Below are 16,746 nucleotides of genomic sequence, written 5' to 3' on the forward strand. Positions count from 1 at the left end.
CCTTTGGCGCCGCTTGCAAAACGCCATGCACAGACAGGTCGGGCCCCTGCGGCGTCACGCCTCGCCCGGCGGCGCCGCAACGGGCGCGGCATCGCGCCGGAGGAGTGCGGCGTAATAGGCCCAGAACAGCCGCGCGGCGACCGAACGGTGGGGCGACCAGGCGGCGGCCGCCTGCGCCACCGCGCGCTCGTGCGGCCGCTCCCCGAGCCCGAGGCCCCGGCCGACAGCGATTCGCAGCGCGAGGTCGCCCGCGGGGAAGATATCGGGATGGCCGACCCCGAAGAGGAGATGGCACTCCGCCGTCCAGCGCCCGATGCCCGGCAGCGCGACGAGCGCCGCGACCGCCTCGTCCGCCGGCATGAGCGCCACCCGGTCGAGCGCGAGGTCGCCGCGCAGAATCGCCACCGCGACCGCCCGCAGCGTGCGCATCTTGGCGGCCGACAGCCCCGCCTCGCGCAGCGTCTCGTCGGATGCGTTGGCGAGGGCGTCCGCATCCGACAAGTCGACCAGCCGCGCGAGGCGGCCGAGGATCGCGGTCGCGCTGGCGCGCGAGACCTGCTGGGCGACCACGGTCGCGACGAGGCCGTCGAGACCGGGCGAACCGGGACGAAGGGGAACGGTGCTGGCCTTGGCGGCGATCGGCCGAAGGCGCGCGTCGAGCACGAGAAGGGCTGCGAGGTCGCGCTCCACATCTCCTTGTGTCCTGATCATCGCCCGCTCCTTTTCGCCGCCCGGACCGCGTGAGATAGGGGAGCATGGTCGCCGCTCCGCCCGTCTTTCGATTCGCGCCGAGCCCGAACGGGCTCCTGCATCTCGGACACGCCGCATCGGCGCTCCTGAATGCCGATCTCGCCGCTGCGAGCGGAGGGCGCCTTCTCCTGCGTCTCGAGGACATCGACCCCGTCCGCTGCACGCCGGAGCTGGAGGCGATGCTTGTGGAGGACGTCGCCTGGCTCGGCATCCCCTTTGAGACGCCGGTGCGCCGGCAGAGCGAGCACTTCGACGACTACCGCGAGGCGCTCGACGCGCTCATTGCGGAAGGTCTCGCCTATCCTGCCTTCATGACGCGGGGCGAGATCCGCCGCCATGCCGCCGCCTTCGAGGCGCGCGAAGGGCGCCCGTGGCCGCTCGATCCAGATGGTGCGCCGCTTTACCCCGCCCTCGACCGATCGCTCGGCGGCCAGGAGCGTGAGCGAAGAATCGCGTCCGGCGCGCCCTTCGCCTGGCGTCTCGACATGTCGGCCGCGCTGCGGCGGCTCGGGCGACCGCTCGCCTTCCTGGAAACCGGCGGCGGCGAGGCCGTCGAGGTCGCGGCCGAGCCGGCGCTCTGGGGCGACGTGGTGCTGGCGCGCCGCGAGACGCCGACGAGCTACCATCTGTCGGTGGTGGTGGACGATGCCCTCCAGGGCATCACCCATGTCGTGCGCGGGCGCGACCTTCTGGCCTCGACCTCGGTACACCGGGTGCTTCAGGCGCTTCTCGACCTGCCCGCGCCGGTCTACCACCATCACGACCTCGTCCTCGGGCCGGACGGGCGCAAGCTGTCGAAGAGCCGGGGCGACGTGGCGCTCAGGGCGCTGCGCGAGGCCGGGCTTTTGCCCGCCGACATCCGCCGCATGGCGGGGCTCACCGAACGAGCGCCAGCCATCCCGTCAGCGTCAGCGCCGACAGAAGCGTCGACAGGACGATGACGCTGGCGGCCAGCCGCTCGCCGGTGCGGAAGAAGGTCGCAAAGAGATAGGCGTTGACGCCGACGGGGCAGGCGGCGGCCGCCACTGCGACGGCCAGCCACAGCGGCGGGAGGATCGCGACGCCGACGGCATAGACGATCCCCGGCTGGACGAGGAGCGCCAGCGCGGTGAGGGCGAGCGGGGCCGAGCGGTCGGAGCCGACGGGAAAGCGCACCATCGACATGCCGAGCGCAAAGAGCGCCGTCGGCCCGGCGGTTCCCGCCACCAGCCGCACCACCTCGCCGTGCGGGCCGTCGAGCGGCAGGCCGGTCCAGCGCCAGAGCGCGCCGAGAGCTAGCCCCACCACCAGCGCGTTGCGCGACAGGTTGCGCGCGACCTGCCCGACGACGCGGCGCGGCGAGAACGAGGCCGCCTCGCCCCGGTCGCGCGCGTCGCCGAGCGCGGCCCGTTCCAGAAGCAGCGTGGAGACCAGCATCATCGTCGGCAAGTGGATCGCGAGCAGCAGGGCGAGGACGTCGAGCCCTTCGCGCCCGAACGCGCGCTCGGTCATCGGCACGCCTACGAAGATGAGGTTGGAGAAGCTCGCCGAGACGCCGGCGATCACCGCGCCCCGACGGTCGGTGCCGGCAAAGCGGCCTCCGATCCACATGCCGGCGGCATAGACCGGCGCAACGCCCGCGAAATACGCGATCCAGAGAAGGAGCGGGTTCGCCCCGCCGAAGTCGGCCGTGGCGACCGTTCGGAACATCAGGGCGGGCACGGCGACCTTGAACACGAAGCCCGACAGCGCGTCGCCGGTCGATCCCGGCAGGTAGCCGGACTTCGCCGACAGGGTGCCGAGCGCGATCAGGATGAAGATCGGGGCGACGACGGAGAGGACGAGCGTCATGGCATCTCGGCTGCGGCGGATCGTGCCTCCCGTTACCGCGCAAGACCGGGCTAGGCGAGGCGCAATCGAACGCGTCATGGGGTTGACGCATGCCGCCCGGCTGGTATCGCGGGCTTGTCGCCAGAGCGATCGCGAGATCGTGCGGCGCTCCATGATAAGGATCCTCGGGCCTTGCGCCGGCTTCTTCCCTTCTTTCCGGCCATCTTCGTGTTTCTGTGGTCGACCGGCTTCGTCGGCGCGCGCTACGCCATGCCGCATGCCGAGCCCTTCACGTTCCTGTCGATGCGATACGCGCTGGCACTCGTGATCCTCGTGCCGATGGCCGCCTTCGCGCTGCGCGGGGCCAAGGGCGTGACGGTGCCGCGGCTCGCCCATGCCGCCTTTGCCGGCAGCCTGATCCACGGGCTCTATCTCGGCGGCGTGTTCTTTGCCGTGCGCCACGGGCTGCCGGCCGGCGTGACCGCGCTGGTGGCGGGGCTGCAGCCGCTCCTGACCGCGCTTCTCGCCGCCTCGCTTGTCGGCGAGCGGGTCACCGCGCGGCACTGGATGGGACTGGCCGTCGGGCTCCTCGGCGTCGGGCTCGTGGTCGCGCCCAAGCTTGGGGGCGCCGGCGGCTTCACGATCGGGCAGCTGATGCCCGCGCTCGGCGCCGTCGCCGGCATCTCGCTCGGGACCGTGTGGCAGAAGCGGTTCGTCGGCAGCCTCGACCTGCGCGTCGGCACGGCGGTGCAGTATGTCGGGGCGCTGCTGCCGACCTTCATGGCCGCCTACGCCTTCGAGACCATGCAGGTCGACTGGGCCGCCGAAATGGTGCTCGCGCTCGTCTGGCTGACGCTGGCGCTCTCGATCGGGGCGATCTTCCTGCTTCTCTACCTGATCCGCGAAGGGGCGGTCTCGCGCGTGGCCTCGCTGATGTATCTCGTGCCCGCCGTCACCGCGCTGCAGACCTTCGTTCTCTTCGGCGAGCAACTCACGGCGGTGCAGCTTCTCGGCATGGCACTGGCGGCGGGCGGCGTCGCGGCGGCCACCGGCGCGCTGAACATTGGGAAGCGCGGCCGCGAGGCATGACGTCGCGGTGCTCGCGCACGCGCGCGTGAACGCCTATATCGTGCCCAGCGGCCAGCAGCCGGAAAGAAGCCAGATGTCGACGATCTTCACCATCCTCGCCGTGATCTTCATGATCGCGGTCGCCGTGGTCCTCGTGATGGGCCTTGCCAACATGATGCGCGGCGGTCCGGGCAACACCTCGCAGAAGCTGATGCGCGCGCGCGTCATGCTGCAGGCGATCGCGGTCGCCGTGATCGTGGGCGCCCTCTACTTCGCACGCTGAGCCGTTCACGTGCGCCGGCCGCGTCCTAGATGCGGCGCGACACGGCGACGGGGACACACGCATGGTTCGGCTCACCAAGATCTACACGCGCACCGGCGACAAGGGCACGACGGCGCTTGGCAGCGGCGAGCGGCGTCTCAAGAGCGATCTCCGCATCGAGGCCTACGGCACAGTGGACGAGGCGAACTCGCTGATCGGCGTCGCGCGCCTCGACGCCTCGCCCGACCTCGACGCCAGTCTGTCGCGCATCCAGAACGACCTCTTCGATCTCGGCGCCGACCTCGCGACGCCCGAGACCGACGAGCCGCTGCCGTTCGAGCGGCTGGCGATCGTGGCCGCGCAGGTCGACTGGCTGGAGCGCGAGATCGACCGGCTGAATGCCGATCTTCAGCCTCTGAACTCCTTCGTCCTTCCCGCCGGCACCGCGACATCGAGCCGGTTGCATGTCGCGCGCACCGTCGCGCGCCGGGCCGAGCGGCACATGGTCGAGCTTTCGCGCCGCGAGGGCGAGCGCGTCTCGGATGCCGCGCTGAAATACGTCAATCGCCTGTCGGACTACCTCTTCGTCGCAGCGCGCCATGCCAATTACGGCGGGCGCGGCGACGTCCTCTGGGTGCCAGGCGCCAACCGCTGAACGCTTTGACCTTTACGTCAAAGGAATATAGCTTCCAGCGCGATCCATCGAGCCGAGCGGCCATCCGCTCGCTTGAACCCGCTTCGCCGTCTCCTTAAGACAGTCGGAGCTTGAGAGGCCGGCCCGAAGCGCGACTCGAAACGGGCCAAGACAGGGAAAGCCCCGCATGAAGATCCTCGTCTGCGTGAAGCGTGTCGTCGACTACAACGTGAAGGTCCGCGTGAAGGCGGACGGGACGGGCGTCGAGCTCGCCAACGTGAAGATGTCGATGAACCCGTTCGACGAGATCGCGGTCGAGGAAGCGCTGCGGCTGAAGGAGAAGGGCGCGGCCACCGAGATCGTCGTCGTGTCGGCCGGCCCGACGCAGGCGCAGGAGACGATCCGGACGGCGCTCGCGATGGGCGCCGACCGCGGCATCCTCGTCAAGGCGGACGGGCGCCTCGAGCCGCTCACCGTGGCCAAGCTCCTGAAGGGTGTCGTCGAGGCCGAGAAGCCCGATCTCGTGATCCTCGGCAAGCAGGCGATCGACGACGACTGCAATCAGACCGGACAGATGCTCGCCGGCCTCCTCGGCTGGGCGCAAGGCACGTTCGCCTCGAAGGTCGAGGTGGCGGACGGCACCTTGAACGTCACGCGCGAGGTGGACGGCGGTCTCCAGACGGTCGGCCTCACCTTGCCCGCGATCGTCACCACCGACCTTCGCCTCAACGAGCCGCGCTATGCCTCGCTCCCCAACATCATGAAGGCGAAGAAGAAGCCGCTGGAGGAGAAGGACGCGTCGGAGTTCGGCGTCGACCTCGCGCCCCGCCTCGAGGTCGTGAAGGTCGCCGAGCCGAAGGGCCGGCAGGCGGGCGTCAAGGTCGGCTCGGTGGACGAGCTGGTCTCGGCCCTCAAGGGCGCCGGGCTGGTCTGAGCCGCCCGCGACCGACGCCCCGTTCCCTCTTTTTCGCGAGATCCGTTCCATGACCACGCTTCTGATCGCCGAGCACGACAACAAGACCCTTTCGGGCGAGACCGCCAAGGCCCTGACGGCCGCCGCTCAACTCGGCGGCGACGTCCATGTCCTCGTCGCCGGCGAGGGCTCCGCCCCTGTCGCCGAGGCCGCCGCCAAGCTCCAGGGCGTCGCCAAGGTGCTGCATGCCGACGCCCCCGGTCTCGGCCATCACCTTGCCGAGCCGCTGGCCGCGCTCGTCGTGCAGCTTGCCTCGAGCTACGATGCGATCGTCGCGCCTGCGACCGCCTCCCTCAAGAACGCACTGCCGCGCGCGGCCGCGCTCCTCGACGTGATGCAGGTGTCGGATGTGATCGCCGTGCACGGCGCGGACACGTTCGAGCGTCCGGTCTATGCCGGCAACGCGGTGGAAACCGTTCGCTCCACCGACAAGATCAAGGTGCTGACCGTGCGCACCGCGGCCTTTGCGGCGGCGGGCGAGGGTGGCTCGGCCTCGATCGAGAGCGTCGGGGCTGCGAGCGACCCTGCCGTGTCGAAGTTCGTCTCCGAGGCCGTCGTCCATTCCGAGCGTCCGGAGCTTTCGGGCGCCAAGGTCATCGTGTCCGGCGGTCGGGCGCTGGGCTCGAAGGAGAAGTTCGAGGAGGTCATGCTGCCGCTCGCCGACAAGCTCGGCGCAGCCGTCGGCGCGAGCCGGGCGGCGGTCGACGCCGGCTACGCCCCGAACGACTGGCAGGTCGGCCAGACCGGCAAGGTCGTGGCGCCGGACCTCTATGTCGCCTGCGGCATCTCGGGGGCGATCCAGCATCTCGCCGGCATGAAGGACTCGAAGGTCATCGTCGCCATCAACAAGGACGAGGACGCCCCGATCTTCCAGGTCGCCGACTACGGCCTCGTCGGCGACATCTTCCAGATCGTGCCCGAACTGACCGCCAAGGTCTGACGGGGCAAGGTCTGACAGGGACGGACACGGAGGGCGCGATGACGAGCATTCGGACGGTGGGCGTCATCGGCGCCGGGCAGATGGGCGCGGGGATCGCGCAGGTCAGCGCGCAGGCGGGCTACGACGTCGTGCTCTACGACGTCAGCCTCGATCTCGCGACGAAAGGGATCGAGAAGATCGCCGCCGGTCTCGATCGGCTCGTTGCCGCCGGCAAGCTGGACGCCGGGGCACGCGAGGCGGCGCTGAAGCGCCTGAAGCCCGCCGACGGGGTCAACGATCTCGCCCCCTGCGATCTCGTGATCGAGGCGGCGACCGAAAAGGAAGAGATCAAGCGGCGCATCTTCGCGCAGGTCTGCCCGGTGCTTCGCCCCGAGGCGATCCTCGCGTCCAATACGTCCTCGATCTCGATTACGCGCCTGGCGTCCGGCACCGACCGGGCGGAGCGCTTTCTCGGCATCCATTTCATGAACCCCGTTCCGGTCATGAAGCTCGTCGAGCTCGTACGCGGCATCGCCACCGACGACGCCGTGTTCGAGGCGTCCAAGGGCTTCGTCGCCAGCCTCGACAAGACCATGACGATCTCGGAGGACTTTCCGGGCTTCATCGTCAACCGCGTGTTGATCCCGATGATCAACGAGGCGATCTACACCCTGCACGAGGGCGTCGGCTCGGTGGAATCGATCGACGCCTCGATGCGGCTCGGCGCCAACCATCCGATGGGCCCGTTCCAGCTGGCCGACTTCATCGGTCTCGATACCTGCCTGTCGATCATGCAGGTGCTGCACGACGGCCTCGCCGATTCGAAGTACCGGCCGTGCCCGCTCCTGGTGAAATACGTCGAGGCCGGATGGCTCGGCCGCAAGGTCAAGCGTGGCTTCTACGACTATCGCGGCGAGACGCCCGTCCCGACGCGCTGAAAAGGCTCCGACGTTTTGAGCGACACGACCCGCGATTACAACGGCGCGCCTCTGTCGGACGGCGACAGCGTGACCCTGATCAAGGACCTCAAGGTGAAGGGCACCAGTGTCACGCTGAAGCGCGGCACGCTGATGAAAAATATCCGCCTCACCGGAGACCCGGATCTCGTCGAGTGCCGGGCCGAGAAGGTGAAGGACCTCGTGCTGCGCACCGAGTTCCTGAAGAAAGCCTGATCGTCAGACGCCGCCGCCCTTCAGGGCGTCGATGAGGCGCAGGCCGTCGGGGCTCGCCCATTCCGCCGGCCCGTTCATCGCGGCCCGCGCGCAGCCCCCCGCGTCGACCAGGAGCGTCACCGGCAGGCCGAGCGCCACGCCCTGGCGCTTCAGGTCGTTGAAGACCCCCATCGTCTCGTCGCGGTAGTAGGGCAGGGACTTGAGGCCGGTCTCGGCATAGAAGCCGCGCGGCTTGGCGTCGTCACCCATGTCGACGTTGATCGGCACCACCGCGAAGCTCTCGTCGCCCGCCTCGCGCTCGAGTTGGTCGAGCGCCGGCATCTCGGCCCGGCACGGCGCGCACCACGTCGCCCACAGATTGACGAGGAGCGACTGGCCTTTCAGGGCGGCAAGGCTCGTGTCGCGGCCATCGCCATCCTTGAAGGCAAGGCCCGAGACGTCGAACGGCGACTCCAGCGGGCGCATCGCCGCGACCTCGCCGCGCGCCGCCCCGTCGAGCGCCGCCGAAAGGGCCGCCGCCGCCGGGCAGGCCGCCACCGCTTCGTTGCCAGAGCGCGTTTCCATCACGTATACGCCGAGGGCCCCGGCGAGCAGTCCGCCGGCGAGCGCAATGCTCAAGATCCGCTTCGTGCCCCAAGGCCGGGGGGCGGGGGACGGGGTCTGCTTCGGGTCGGACATCGGCAGGAAAGGCCTTTTCGTGGACAAGACGACGAGCAACGAGATGTGGGGCGGACGCTTCGCCTCCGGTCCCAGCGCGATCATGGAAGCGATCAACGCCTCGATCGACTTCGACAAGCGCCTTTACCGGGAAGACATCGCCGGGTCGATCGCCCATGCCGAAATGCTCGGGAACCAAGGCATCATCTCGGCCGAAGACGCGGCGGAAATCAGGCGCGGTCTGGAGATGATCCGTACCGAGATCGACGAGGGGCGCTTCGCCTTCTCGAAGGCGCGCGAGGACATCCACATGAACGTGGAGGCGCGGCTCGCCGAACTCATCGGCCCGGCCGCCGGTCGCCTCCACACCGCGCGCTCGCGCAACGATCAGGTGGCCGTCGACTTCCGCCTGTTCGTGAAGGGCGCGGCGAAGGACCTCGACCGGGCGTTGCGCGGCTTGCAGGAAGCGCTTCTCGCGCGTGCGGAGGAGCATGCGGCGAGCGTGATGCCGGGCTTCACCCATCTTCAGGCCGCCCAGCCCGTCACCTTCGGCCACCATTGCCTTGCTTATGTCGAGATGGCCGGCCGCGACCGCGGCCGCGTGCAGGACGCGATGCGGCGCATGGACGAATCGCCGCTCGGCGCCGCCGCGCTGGCCGGCACCGGCTTTCCGATCGACCGCCATCTCACGGCAGAGGCGCTCGGCTTCCGCGAGCCGACGCGCAACTCGCTGGATTCCGTCTCCGACCGCGACTACGCGCTGGAATTCCTGTCGGCCTCGGCGATCTGCGCGACCCACCTGTCGCGCTTGGCGGAAGAGATCGTCATCTGGTCGACGCCGCAATTCGACTTCGTGCGCCTGTCGGACGCCTTCTCGACCGGCTCGTCCATCATGCCGCAGAAGAAGAACCCGGACGCGGCCGAACTCGTGCGCGCCAAGACGGGCCGGATCGTCGGCTCGCTGGTAGCGCTCCTGACCATCATGAAGGGGCTGCCGCTCAGCTATTCCAAGGACATGCAGGAGGACAAGGAGCAGGTCTTCGACGCCGTCGACAGCCTGGCCCTCGCGCTCGCGGCGATGACCGGCATGGTGAGCGATCTCCAGGTGAACGCGGCCAAGATGCGCGCGGCCGCGGGCGCCGGCTTCTCCACCGCGACGGATCTCGCCGACTGGCTGGTGCGCGAACTCGGACTGCCGTTCCGCGAGGCCCACCACGTGACCGGCCGCGTCGTGGCGCTCGCCGAGGAGCGGCGCGTCGCGCTGGAGGATCTGCCGCTCGCCGACCTCCGGTCGATCGAGGCGCGGATCGGCGAGGAGATCTATTCGGTCCTCTCGGTGGATGCCTCGGTCGCCAGCCGGACGAGCTTCGGCGGCACGGCGCCGGACGGCGTACGCGCACAGGCCAAGGCCTGGCGCGAGCGGCTCGCCGCCGAAGGCTAGAGATTGGCGCGCCGACGCGCTAAGCACGGGGAAGCCGGGCCGCGCGCCCGGAGCATGGGCGACGGGGTTCCGGACAGCATGACCAAGCCAGCTTACGCGATCTGTCTCGGCCTTTGCGCCGCCTTGGCGCTTGCCGGTTGCGGGCGCAAGACCTTCCCGGTGGCAACGCGTGCCGACGGGCAGGTGTCGCGCGCCGTGGTGCCGGACGCGGCGGGCACCGCGCGCCTGCCCAAGGTCGCCCCGCTCGCCAGCGACCGGTCGGTGCTGCCGACCGAAGTCACCACCAATCCCGATGCCGACAAGAAGCGTTTCGTCCTCGACGGCCTTCTGAACTAGACCGCCCAAGGCGACGCCATGAACCATTTCGAATACCGGGACGGCATCCTCTATGCCGAGGGCGTCGACCTCAGGGCGATCGCGGCCGACGTCGGCACGCCGTTCTACTGCTATTCCACCGCGACGCTGACGCGGCACTACCGCGTTTTCGCCGACGCCTTCGCCGACATCGACGCCACCGTCTGCTACGCGATGAAGGCGAACTCCAACCAGGCGGTGCTGAAGACGCTGGCGGCGCTGGGTGCCGGCGCCGACGTCGTGTCGGGCGGCGAACTCGCGCGCGCGCTTGCCGCCGGCATTCCGGCGGAGACGATCATGTTCTCCGGCGTCGGCAAGACGGCGGCCGAGATCGACGCCGGCCTCGACGCCGGCATCTTCTGCTTCAACGTCGAGTCCGAGCCCGAGCTCCACGCGATCTCGGCGCGCGCTTTCGCCACGGGGCGCACCGCCCATGTCTCGTTCCGCATCAACCCGGACGTCGACGCCCGCACGCATGCGAAGATCTCGACCGGCAAGAAGTCCGACAAGTTCGGCATCGCCTTCGAGCGCGCCGAGGCGATCTACGACCTCGCGGCGACGCTCCCCGGCATCGCGGTTTCCGGCATCGACATGCATATCGGCTCGCAGATCGTCGAGCTCGAGCCCTTCGACCTTGCCTTCGCCAAGCTCGCCGAACTCGTGCGCCGCCTGCGCGGGCGGGGCCACGACATCACCCATATCGATCTCGGCGGCGGGCTCGGCGTGCCCTACCGCCAGTCCAACGAGCTGCCGCCTGGGCCCCCGGCCTATGCCGAGATCGTCAAACGGCATGTGCGCGATCTCGGCGCCAAGGTGATCTTCGAGCCGGGCCGGCTGATCGCCGCCAATGCCGGTATTCTCGTCACCTCGGTGATCTACCGCAAGGAGGAGCCGGGTCGCACCTTCCTGATCGTCGACGCCGCCATGAACGACCTGATCCGCCCGACGCTCTACGAGGCCTGGCACGAGATCCGGCCGGTGGTGGAGCCGACGGGCGATGCCGATTTCGTGACCGCGGATGTCGTCGGCCCGGTCTGCGAGAGCGGCGACTTCCTCGCCAAGGACCGCTCGCTGCCGGCCGCGAACGCCGGCGATCTTCTCGCCGTCGCCTCGGCCGGCGCCTATGGGGCCGTGCAGTCCGGCACCTACAACACGCGGGCGCTGGTGCCCGAGGTGCTGGTGAAGGACGACGCCTATGCCGTGGTGCGCCCGCGCATGGAGGTCGAGGCCCTGATCGCGCTCGACCGCCTGCCGCCCTGGCTCTGACTGCCGGCTGCCGGCGCGGCATCACGCCCGCGTCGGCGCCTCGCCTTCGCCTCAAAAGCTGTTAGTCTGTTGAATGACTTGAGGGACGCCCCGCGCCATCGTGCACCGGCGGCGCCCTCGGCATTGAGGCGCGGAGCCCGGAGCCGGCGGCGGCACGGCCCGCCCGTTTCGAAAGCGGCTTCATGGGTCCTGAAACCTCCGGCTTCGACATGGCGCGCACCGCCTCCGTGCGCGGTGCGGCCTTTGCCGCGCTTCTGGTCGAGCGGATCTGGCCGGTCGTGGTGCGTCTCGTGGCGCTCATCGGCATCTTCCTCGTCCTCGCATGGTTCGGCATTCTTGCCGCCGTGCCGGATTGGCCGCGCGTCGCGCTTCTCGTCGTCCTCGCTCTCGGCGGTCTCGCCATCCTCTGGGGCGCGCGGCACGTGCGCCTGCCCACCAAGGTTGAAGTCGCACGCCGCGTCGAAGCCGACAGCGCGCTCCAGCATCAGCCGCTCCAGGCGCAGGAGGACCGGGTGCCGGCGGGCGACGATTTCGCCGCCGCGCTCTGGCGCGAACACCAGCGCCGCATGGCCGAGCGGCTTCGGGGGCTGCGCGCCTCGGGTCCGCGCACGCGCACCTATGCGATCGACCCCTACGGCCTGCGCGCCGTCCTGGCGCTCCTCGTCGTCACCGGTTTCGCCTTCTCCTTCGGACCGCGCGGCGGGCGCATCGCCAATGCCGTGGCGCCGTTCGAGACCGCGCTTGTCGCGGGCGTGCGGGTCGATGCCTGGGCGACGCCGCCGGGCTACACCGGCCGCGCGCCGATCCTTCTCAGCGCCGACGCCGCCCCGACCGGCCCGATCGCGGTGCCGCAAGGCACCGTCCTGTCGCTGCGCGTCTCCGACCGGCGCGGCACCGACGTCACGTTCCGGCCGGAGGGCGGCGAAGGGGCGCCGATCGCGCCCGTCGTGCCCGAAGGACAGGCGCCGGCCGACGCCGCGGCGCTCGAGGACGCCGACGCGCCCGTGGCCGGCGAGTACGAGCTTCCCCTCCAGGCCAGCGGCACCGCGCGCATTGCGACGACGTTCCGCGAACTCGGCGCCTGGACCTTTTCGGTCACCCCGGACCATGCGCCGACCGTCGCCTTCCGCGGTGAGCCGAAGCCGGGGCGCAACGGCTCGCTCGATCTCGCCTTCGCGGTGAGCGACGACTACGGCGTCGCGTCGGGCGAGGCGAAGCTCGCCACGCGCGAGCCCGTGGCGCCGGGCGCCCGGCCGCTGATCGCGCCGCCCGAGCCGGCCCTCTCCCTGCCGCGCCGGCGCGCGGGCGAGGCGGAAGGGCGCACCAGCCTCGCGCTCGCCGACAGCCCCTATGCCGGCACGCGCGCGGCGCTGACGCTGACCGTGCGCGACGATGCCGGACAGGTCGGCGAGACGCCGCCGCTGGAGGTGACGCTGCCCGAGCGCCGCTTCACCGACCCGATGGCGCGTGCCGTCGTCGAGCAGCGTCGAATCCTCGCGCTCGACGCCAACGCCGTGCCGCGCGTCGTCTCGATGCTCGACGCGATCACGCTGCGCGGCGACGAGTTCATTCCGAACCCCTCGCACTATCTGGCGCTGCGCGCGGTGCGCGAGCGCATCGCCCACGCGCCGGACGACGAGACGCTGGTCTCGGCGGTCGATTTCCTCTGGCAGATCGCCGTCGGCATCGAGGACGGCGATCTCGGCGCTTCCGAGCGGCGTCTCCGCGACCTGCAGGAGCAGCTCAGCCAGGCGCTCGAGAACGGCGCAAGCGACGAGGAGATTGCCAAGCTCATGCAGGAGCTGCGTCAGGCCATGCAGGAATACATGCAGGCCATGGCCGAGGCGATGCGCAACATGCCGCCGCAGAGCCTGTCGCAGATGGGCGAAGCGCAGGAGATCCGCCCGCAGGACCTCGACCGGATGCTCGACAAGATCGAGGACCTCGCCCGTTCCGGGTCGAAGGACGCCGCGCAGCAGCTCCTGTCGGAGCTGCGCGAGATGATGGACAGCCTCCAGGCCATGCGCCCGAACCAGGGCCAGCAGCAGGCCGGCCAGCAGAGCCCGATGCAGCAGCAGATGAACCAGCTCGGCGAGATGCTGCAGCGCCAGCAGAAGCTGATGGACGAGACGTTCGAACTCGGCCGCCAGCAGATGCGCCGCCAGATGGAGAACGAGCGCGGCAGCGATCCGGGCGAGCAGGGCCAGCAGCCTCAGCAGGGCCAGCAAGGGCAGCAGGCGCCGATGACGGCGGAAGAGCTGCGCGCCATGCAGGAACGCCTGCAGGCCGAGCAGGGTCAGCTTCAGAAGGACCTCCAGGCCCTGCAGGAGGCGATGCGCCGCGAAGGCTTGCAGCCGAGCGACGATCTCGGCCAGGCCGGCGAATCGATGGGACGCGCCGAGGGCGCGATCGGGCAGGGCGACGACGGCGAGGCCGTCGGCCAGCAGGGCGAGGCGATGAACGCGCTCCGCCGCGGGGCGCAGGATGCGATGAACCAGATGCAGGCGATGCAGGGGCAGGGCGAGGGTCAGCAGCCGGGGCAGGGCATGCAGCCGGGTGGCCCCGGCCAGTTCGGGCAGGCGCCCGGCCAGCAGCGCTCGGGCCGCGATCCGCTCGGTCGCGAGCGCCAGACGCAGGGACCGGACTTCGGGCAGGACGTCGGCGTGCCCGACGAGATCGATATCCAGCGTGCGCGCCGCATCCTCGACCAGATCCGCGATCGCCTCGGCCGTCAGCTGTCGCCCGAGCAGGAGCGGCAATACCTGGAGCGTCTGCTCCAGACCCCCTAACGGGCGGAGGACGGGTTGGCGGAGGGCCGAGGCGGGCGTAAAAGCGGGCATTGACGCGCCCGAAGGATCACCCGCCATGGCCGACTGGAACCCGGGTCTTTACGCCCGCTTCGAGGACGAACGCACTCGGCCGGCGCGCGATCTTCTCGCCCGGTGCCGGATCGGCGGGGACAGGCGCGGTGCGGGCCTGCGGATCGCCGACCTCGGCTGCGGCCCCGGAAACTCTACCGCACTCCTCGTCGAGCGCTTTCCGGAGGCCGAGATCATCGGCTACGACATGTCGGAGGCGATGCTGGAGGCGGCGCGCCGACGCCTGCCGGGCGTGCGCTTCGAGCGGGCCGACATCGGCGCCTTCGCGCCGGGCGCCTCCTTCGATCTCCTGTTCTCCAATGCCGCCCTGCAATGGGTGACGGGCCACGCGCGGCTCTTACCGGCGCTGTTCTCGCATGTGCGCTCCGGCGGCCTCCTCGCCGCGCAGATCCCCGACAATCTCGGCGACTCCTCGCAGGTGGCCATGCGCGACATCGCGGCGGACGTGCCGTTCTCGGCGGTTCTCGGCGCGATGGACGAGGCGCGCGAGACCATCGCCCCGCGCGAGGCCTACTACGACTGGCTGGCGTCGGAGGCGTCGGAGGTCGACGTCTGGACGACGGTCTACAACCACCCGATGGAATCGCCGCAGGCGATCACCGACTGGTTCACGTCGACGGGGCTGAAGCCGTTTCTCGACCCGCTGGACGCGGCAATGAGGGCGGCGTTCTCGCGGCGCTACACGCAGGAAATGGACCGGCGTTACCCGCCGCGCGCCGACGGGCGGCGGCTCCTTGCCTTTCCGCGCCTCTTCGTCGTGGCGCGGAAGGCGTGACGCGTCAGGCATAGCGGCGGAGCGGTTCGGCCGTCTGAGTGGTGGCGGCCGAGCCGCGCAGCGCCTGCGCCACCCGCTGGCGGATCTCGGCGATCGTGAAGGGCTTCTCGACGACACCGAGGATGAAGGCCGACAGATCGTCGGCCGCTTCCTTCTGCTCGGCATAGCCGGTCATCAGGAGGATCGGCAGATCGGGAAAGGTCGCATGCGCCGCGTGGGCGAGCTCGATGCCGGTCATGCCCGGCATGCGGATGTCGGACAGGAGGAGATCGAACGCGCCGTTCTCCTCGGCCAGAATGTCCACCGCCATCTCGCCGTCCTCGGCGACCAGCACCTCGTGGCCTTCGAGGCGCAGGGCACGCGCCACCAGAAGCCGGATGCCGGTGTCGTCCTCGGCGATCAAGATTCGGGCCATGGTGTCCTCTTCCTCGCATGCGCCGGAAAGCACCGGCCGGACAGGGCAAGACCCGGTCCGTGGCACGGAGTATGCGGGGCGATCCTTGTCCGAACCCTTACCGAACAGGGCTAACCGTTGGTGAAGGCGCTCCGCGCGCCCTCAGCCCTTGAACTCGACCGTCGTCTTGGCCGGCTGGACGAGCTTGGCGAGCGCTTCCGCATCCCAGTTGGTCAGGCGGACGCAGCCGTGGCTGCCGGTCTTGCCGATCTGCGAGGGCTCGGGTGCGCCGTGGATGCCGTAGGTCGGCTTCGACAGGTCGATCCACATCGCGCCGACGGGACCGTTCGGGCCGGCCGGGATGGTGAGCTTCTTCTTGTTCTTGCCCTGCTGGAAGTTCTTGTCCGGATCGTACTCGTAGGTCGGGTTCGGCGCGCTGCCGTTGACCTTCATCGTGCCGCTCGGTGAGGGCGTGTCGTCGGAGCCGATCGTGGCGGGGGCGGACATCAGGACGCGGTTGTCGGCGTCGAAGGCGAAGAGTTCGCCCTTCGACTTGTCGACGATGATGTGATCGACCTTGCCTTCCGGCGGCGGGCCGGGGTCGGCGACGAGGAGCTTCGTATCGGTGGACTTGAAGTCGGCGCCGGGGTTGAGGGCGAGAAGCAGCTTCTCGTCCATATGGAACCGCTCGGCGAGCATTTCCGCGGGGCCGCGGTAGCAGAGGCAGTCGAGCTTGGCCATCGCGCCGTAGTCCGACGGAATCTCGGAGATGTAGCGCTGGTCGATGTCCTCGCGTGTCAGCTGGTAGGTCTTCACCGCTGCGCCGCCGTCCACTGAGAGCGCCTTCCAGAGCGCTTCGTCCACCACGCCGTCGACGCTCATGTCGTGCGCCTCCTCGTAGGCGCGGATCGCCTTTTCGGTGTTGCCGCCCGAGCGGCCGTCGATGACGCCCGGCGACGCATGGGCGCGGTCGAGAAGCACCTGGACGCGGATCATGAACGGGTCCGGCGCGTCCTCGGGCTCGGCTTGCGCCTCCGTCGGCGGCTCGGCGGTCGGGGTTGCCGTCTCGGAGCCCGTCGGCGGGGCGGGTTCGTCGCCGTCCTCGACCGGGGCGTCGTCGTCGCCGTCGGCCGGCTGGTCGGCCGGGTTTTCGGCCGCGGCGTCGGCGGCCTGCTGCCGTGCCGTCCAGTCCTCGAAGCTCGCCCCGTTGATCGCGCTTTCCGAGAGGTCGGGCATCGGGGGCGCTGCGAGCGCGCTCTTGCCCATCGCCAGGACCAGGGCGAGGGTGATCCATGACGGCTTGGGCATTGGCGTCGTCTCCTGATCCGATTGGAGGCGACAACGCGTCAGCGACGCTGCGGCTCCACGCGCGAAAGCGCGCAGAGCCTTAAAT

18 protein-coding genes are annotated in these 16,746 nt (G+C 70.0%); 13 read left to right on the top strand and 5 right to left on the bottom strand.

The window, feature by feature from the left end; all coding sequences use genetic code 11:
• Nucleotides 1-54 precede the first annotated feature (54 nt).
• Nucleotides 55-711 carry a DNA-3-methyladenine glycosylase gene (locus ASF65_RS19375; RefSeq protein ID WP_055893096.1) on the bottom strand — a complete coding sequence of 219 codons (657 nt, stop codon included), beginning with the start codon at nucleotides 709-711 and terminating at the stop codon, nucleotides 55-57.
• A 44-nt stretch (nucleotides 712-755) separates the two neighbouring features.
• Here ASF65_RS19375 and gluQRS point away from each other — a divergent pair, with 44 nt between their 5' ends.
• The gene (gene gluQRS, locus ASF65_RS19380; RefSeq protein WP_055893098.1) at nucleotides 756-1,691 is read left to right on the top strand and encodes a tRNA glutamyl-Q(34) synthetase GluQRS; all 936 of its coding nucleotides are present in this window, start codon (nucleotides 756-758) and stop codon (nucleotides 1,689-1,691) included.
• Here gluQRS and ASF65_RS19385 read toward each other — a convergent pair.
• Complete coding sequence (locus ASF65_RS19385) at nucleotides 1,627-2,580, bottom strand: AEC family transporter (protein WP_055893102.1); 954 nt, start codon at nucleotides 2,578-2,580, stop codon at nucleotides 1,627-1,629. The genes gluQRS and ASF65_RS19385 overlap by 65 nt on opposite strands.
• Before the next feature lie 171 nt (nucleotides 2,581-2,751).
• On the opposite strand from ASF65_RS19385, the gene ASF65_RS19390 reads away from it, so the two are divergent.
• The 7 genes from ASF65_RS19390 to ASF65_RS19420 all read left to right on the top strand — a co-directional run bounded on the left by ASF65_RS19390 (nucleotide 2,752) and on the right by ASF65_RS19420 (nucleotide 7,587).
• A complete protein-coding gene (locus tag ASF65_RS19390) occupies nucleotides 2,752-3,648 on the top strand; it encodes a DMT family transporter (protein WP_055893105.1) in 897 nt (298 codons plus the stop codon).
• 73 nt (nucleotides 3,649-3,721) lie between these two features.
• Complete coding sequence (locus ASF65_RS19395; RefSeq protein WP_055893403.1) at nucleotides 3,722-3,910, top strand: twin transmembrane helix small protein; 189 nt, start codon at nucleotides 3,722-3,724, stop codon at nucleotides 3,908-3,910.
• A 61-nt stretch (nucleotides 3,911-3,971) separates the two neighbouring features.
• A complete protein-coding gene (locus ASF65_RS19400) occupies nucleotides 3,972-4,544 on the top strand; it encodes a cob(I)yrinic acid a,c-diamide adenosyltransferase (protein ID WP_055893107.1) in 573 nt (190 codons plus the stop codon).
• Between the two features lie 166 nt (nucleotides 4,545-4,710).
• Nucleotides 4,711-5,457 carry an electron transfer flavoprotein subunit beta/FixA family protein gene (locus tag ASF65_RS19405; RefSeq protein ID WP_055893110.1) on the top strand — a complete coding sequence of 249 codons (747 nt, stop codon included), beginning with the start codon at nucleotides 4,711-4,713 and terminating at the stop codon, nucleotides 5,455-5,457.
• 49 nt (nucleotides 5,458-5,506) lie between these two features.
• Complete coding sequence (locus tag ASF65_RS19410; RefSeq protein WP_055893112.1) at nucleotides 5,507-6,436, top strand: FAD-binding protein; 930 nt, start codon at nucleotides 5,507-5,509, stop codon at nucleotides 6,434-6,436.
• 38 nt (nucleotides 6,437-6,474) lie between these two features.
• Entirely contained in the window at nucleotides 6,475-7,353 is an 879-nt protein-coding gene (locus ASF65_RS19415) for a 3-hydroxybutyryl-CoA dehydrogenase (RefSeq protein WP_055893116.1), read from the top strand.
• A 15-nt stretch (nucleotides 7,354-7,368) separates the two neighbouring features.
• Nucleotides 7,369-7,587: an alkylphosphonate utilization protein gene (locus ASF65_RS19420; protein ID WP_055893118.1), complete on the top strand. Its 219-nt coding sequence runs from the start codon at nucleotides 7,369-7,371 to the stop codon at nucleotides 7,585-7,587.
• A gap of 3 nt (nucleotides 7,588-7,590) precedes the next feature.
• On the opposite strand, the gene ASF65_RS19425 is transcribed toward ASF65_RS19420, so the two are convergent.
• Nucleotides 7,591-8,265: a TlpA disulfide reductase family protein gene (locus ASF65_RS19425; protein WP_055893406.1), complete on the bottom strand. Its 675-nt coding sequence runs from the start codon at nucleotides 8,263-8,265 to the stop codon at nucleotides 7,591-7,593.
• Between the two features lie 43 nt (nucleotides 8,266-8,308).
• Between ASF65_RS19425 and argH the strand changes: the two genes are divergently transcribed.
• From argH to tam, 5 genes are all read left to right on the top strand, one after another.
• Nucleotides 8,309-9,685, top strand: a complete 1,377-nt coding sequence (argH, locus tag ASF65_RS19430; RefSeq protein WP_055893122.1) for an argininosuccinate lyase — start codon at nucleotides 8,309-8,311, stop codon at nucleotides 9,683-9,685.
• Between the two features lie 78 nt (nucleotides 9,686-9,763).
• Nucleotides 9,764-10,021, top strand: a complete 258-nt coding sequence (locus ASF65_RS19435; RefSeq protein WP_156369397.1) for a hypothetical protein — start codon at nucleotides 9,764-9,766, stop codon at nucleotides 10,019-10,021.
• An 18-nt stretch (nucleotides 10,022-10,039) separates the two neighbouring features.
• Nucleotides 10,040-11,305 (top strand): diaminopimelate decarboxylase, encoded by a 1,266-nt coding sequence (gene lysA / locus ASF65_RS19440; RefSeq protein ID WP_055893126.1) that lies wholly within the window; start codon nucleotides 10,040-10,042, stop codon nucleotides 11,303-11,305.
• A gap of 182 nt (nucleotides 11,306-11,487) precedes the next feature.
• Nucleotides 11,488-14,094: a TIGR02302 family protein gene (locus tag ASF65_RS19445; RefSeq protein ID WP_055893130.1), complete on the top strand. Its 2,607-nt coding sequence runs from the start codon at nucleotides 11,488-11,490 to the stop codon at nucleotides 14,092-14,094.
• A gap of 76 nt (nucleotides 14,095-14,170) precedes the next feature.
• Nucleotides 14,171-14,959, top strand: a complete 789-nt coding sequence (gene tam / locus ASF65_RS19450; RefSeq protein ID WP_055893131.1) for a trans-aconitate 2-methyltransferase — start codon at nucleotides 14,171-14,173, stop codon at nucleotides 14,957-14,959.
• 4 nt (nucleotides 14,960-14,963) lie between these two features.
• Here tam and ASF65_RS19455 read toward each other — a convergent pair whose 3' ends face one another.
• Complete coding sequence (locus ASF65_RS19455) at nucleotides 14,964-15,374, bottom strand: response regulator (protein WP_055893134.1); 411 nt, start codon at nucleotides 15,372-15,374, stop codon at nucleotides 14,964-14,966.
• A 141-nt stretch (nucleotides 15,375-15,515) separates the two neighbouring features.
• Nucleotides 15,516-16,661 carry a L,D-transpeptidase family protein gene (locus ASF65_RS19460; protein WP_244486848.1) on the bottom strand — a complete coding sequence of 382 codons (1,146 nt, stop codon included), beginning with the start codon at nucleotides 16,659-16,661 and terminating at the stop codon, nucleotides 15,516-15,518.
• Nucleotides 16,662-16,746 lie beyond the last annotated feature (85 nt).

The organism is Aureimonas sp. Leaf324, from assembly GCF_001423245.1.
Taxonomy (GTDB): Bacteria; Pseudomonadota; Alphaproteobacteria; order Rhizobiales; family Rhizobiaceae; genus Aureimonas.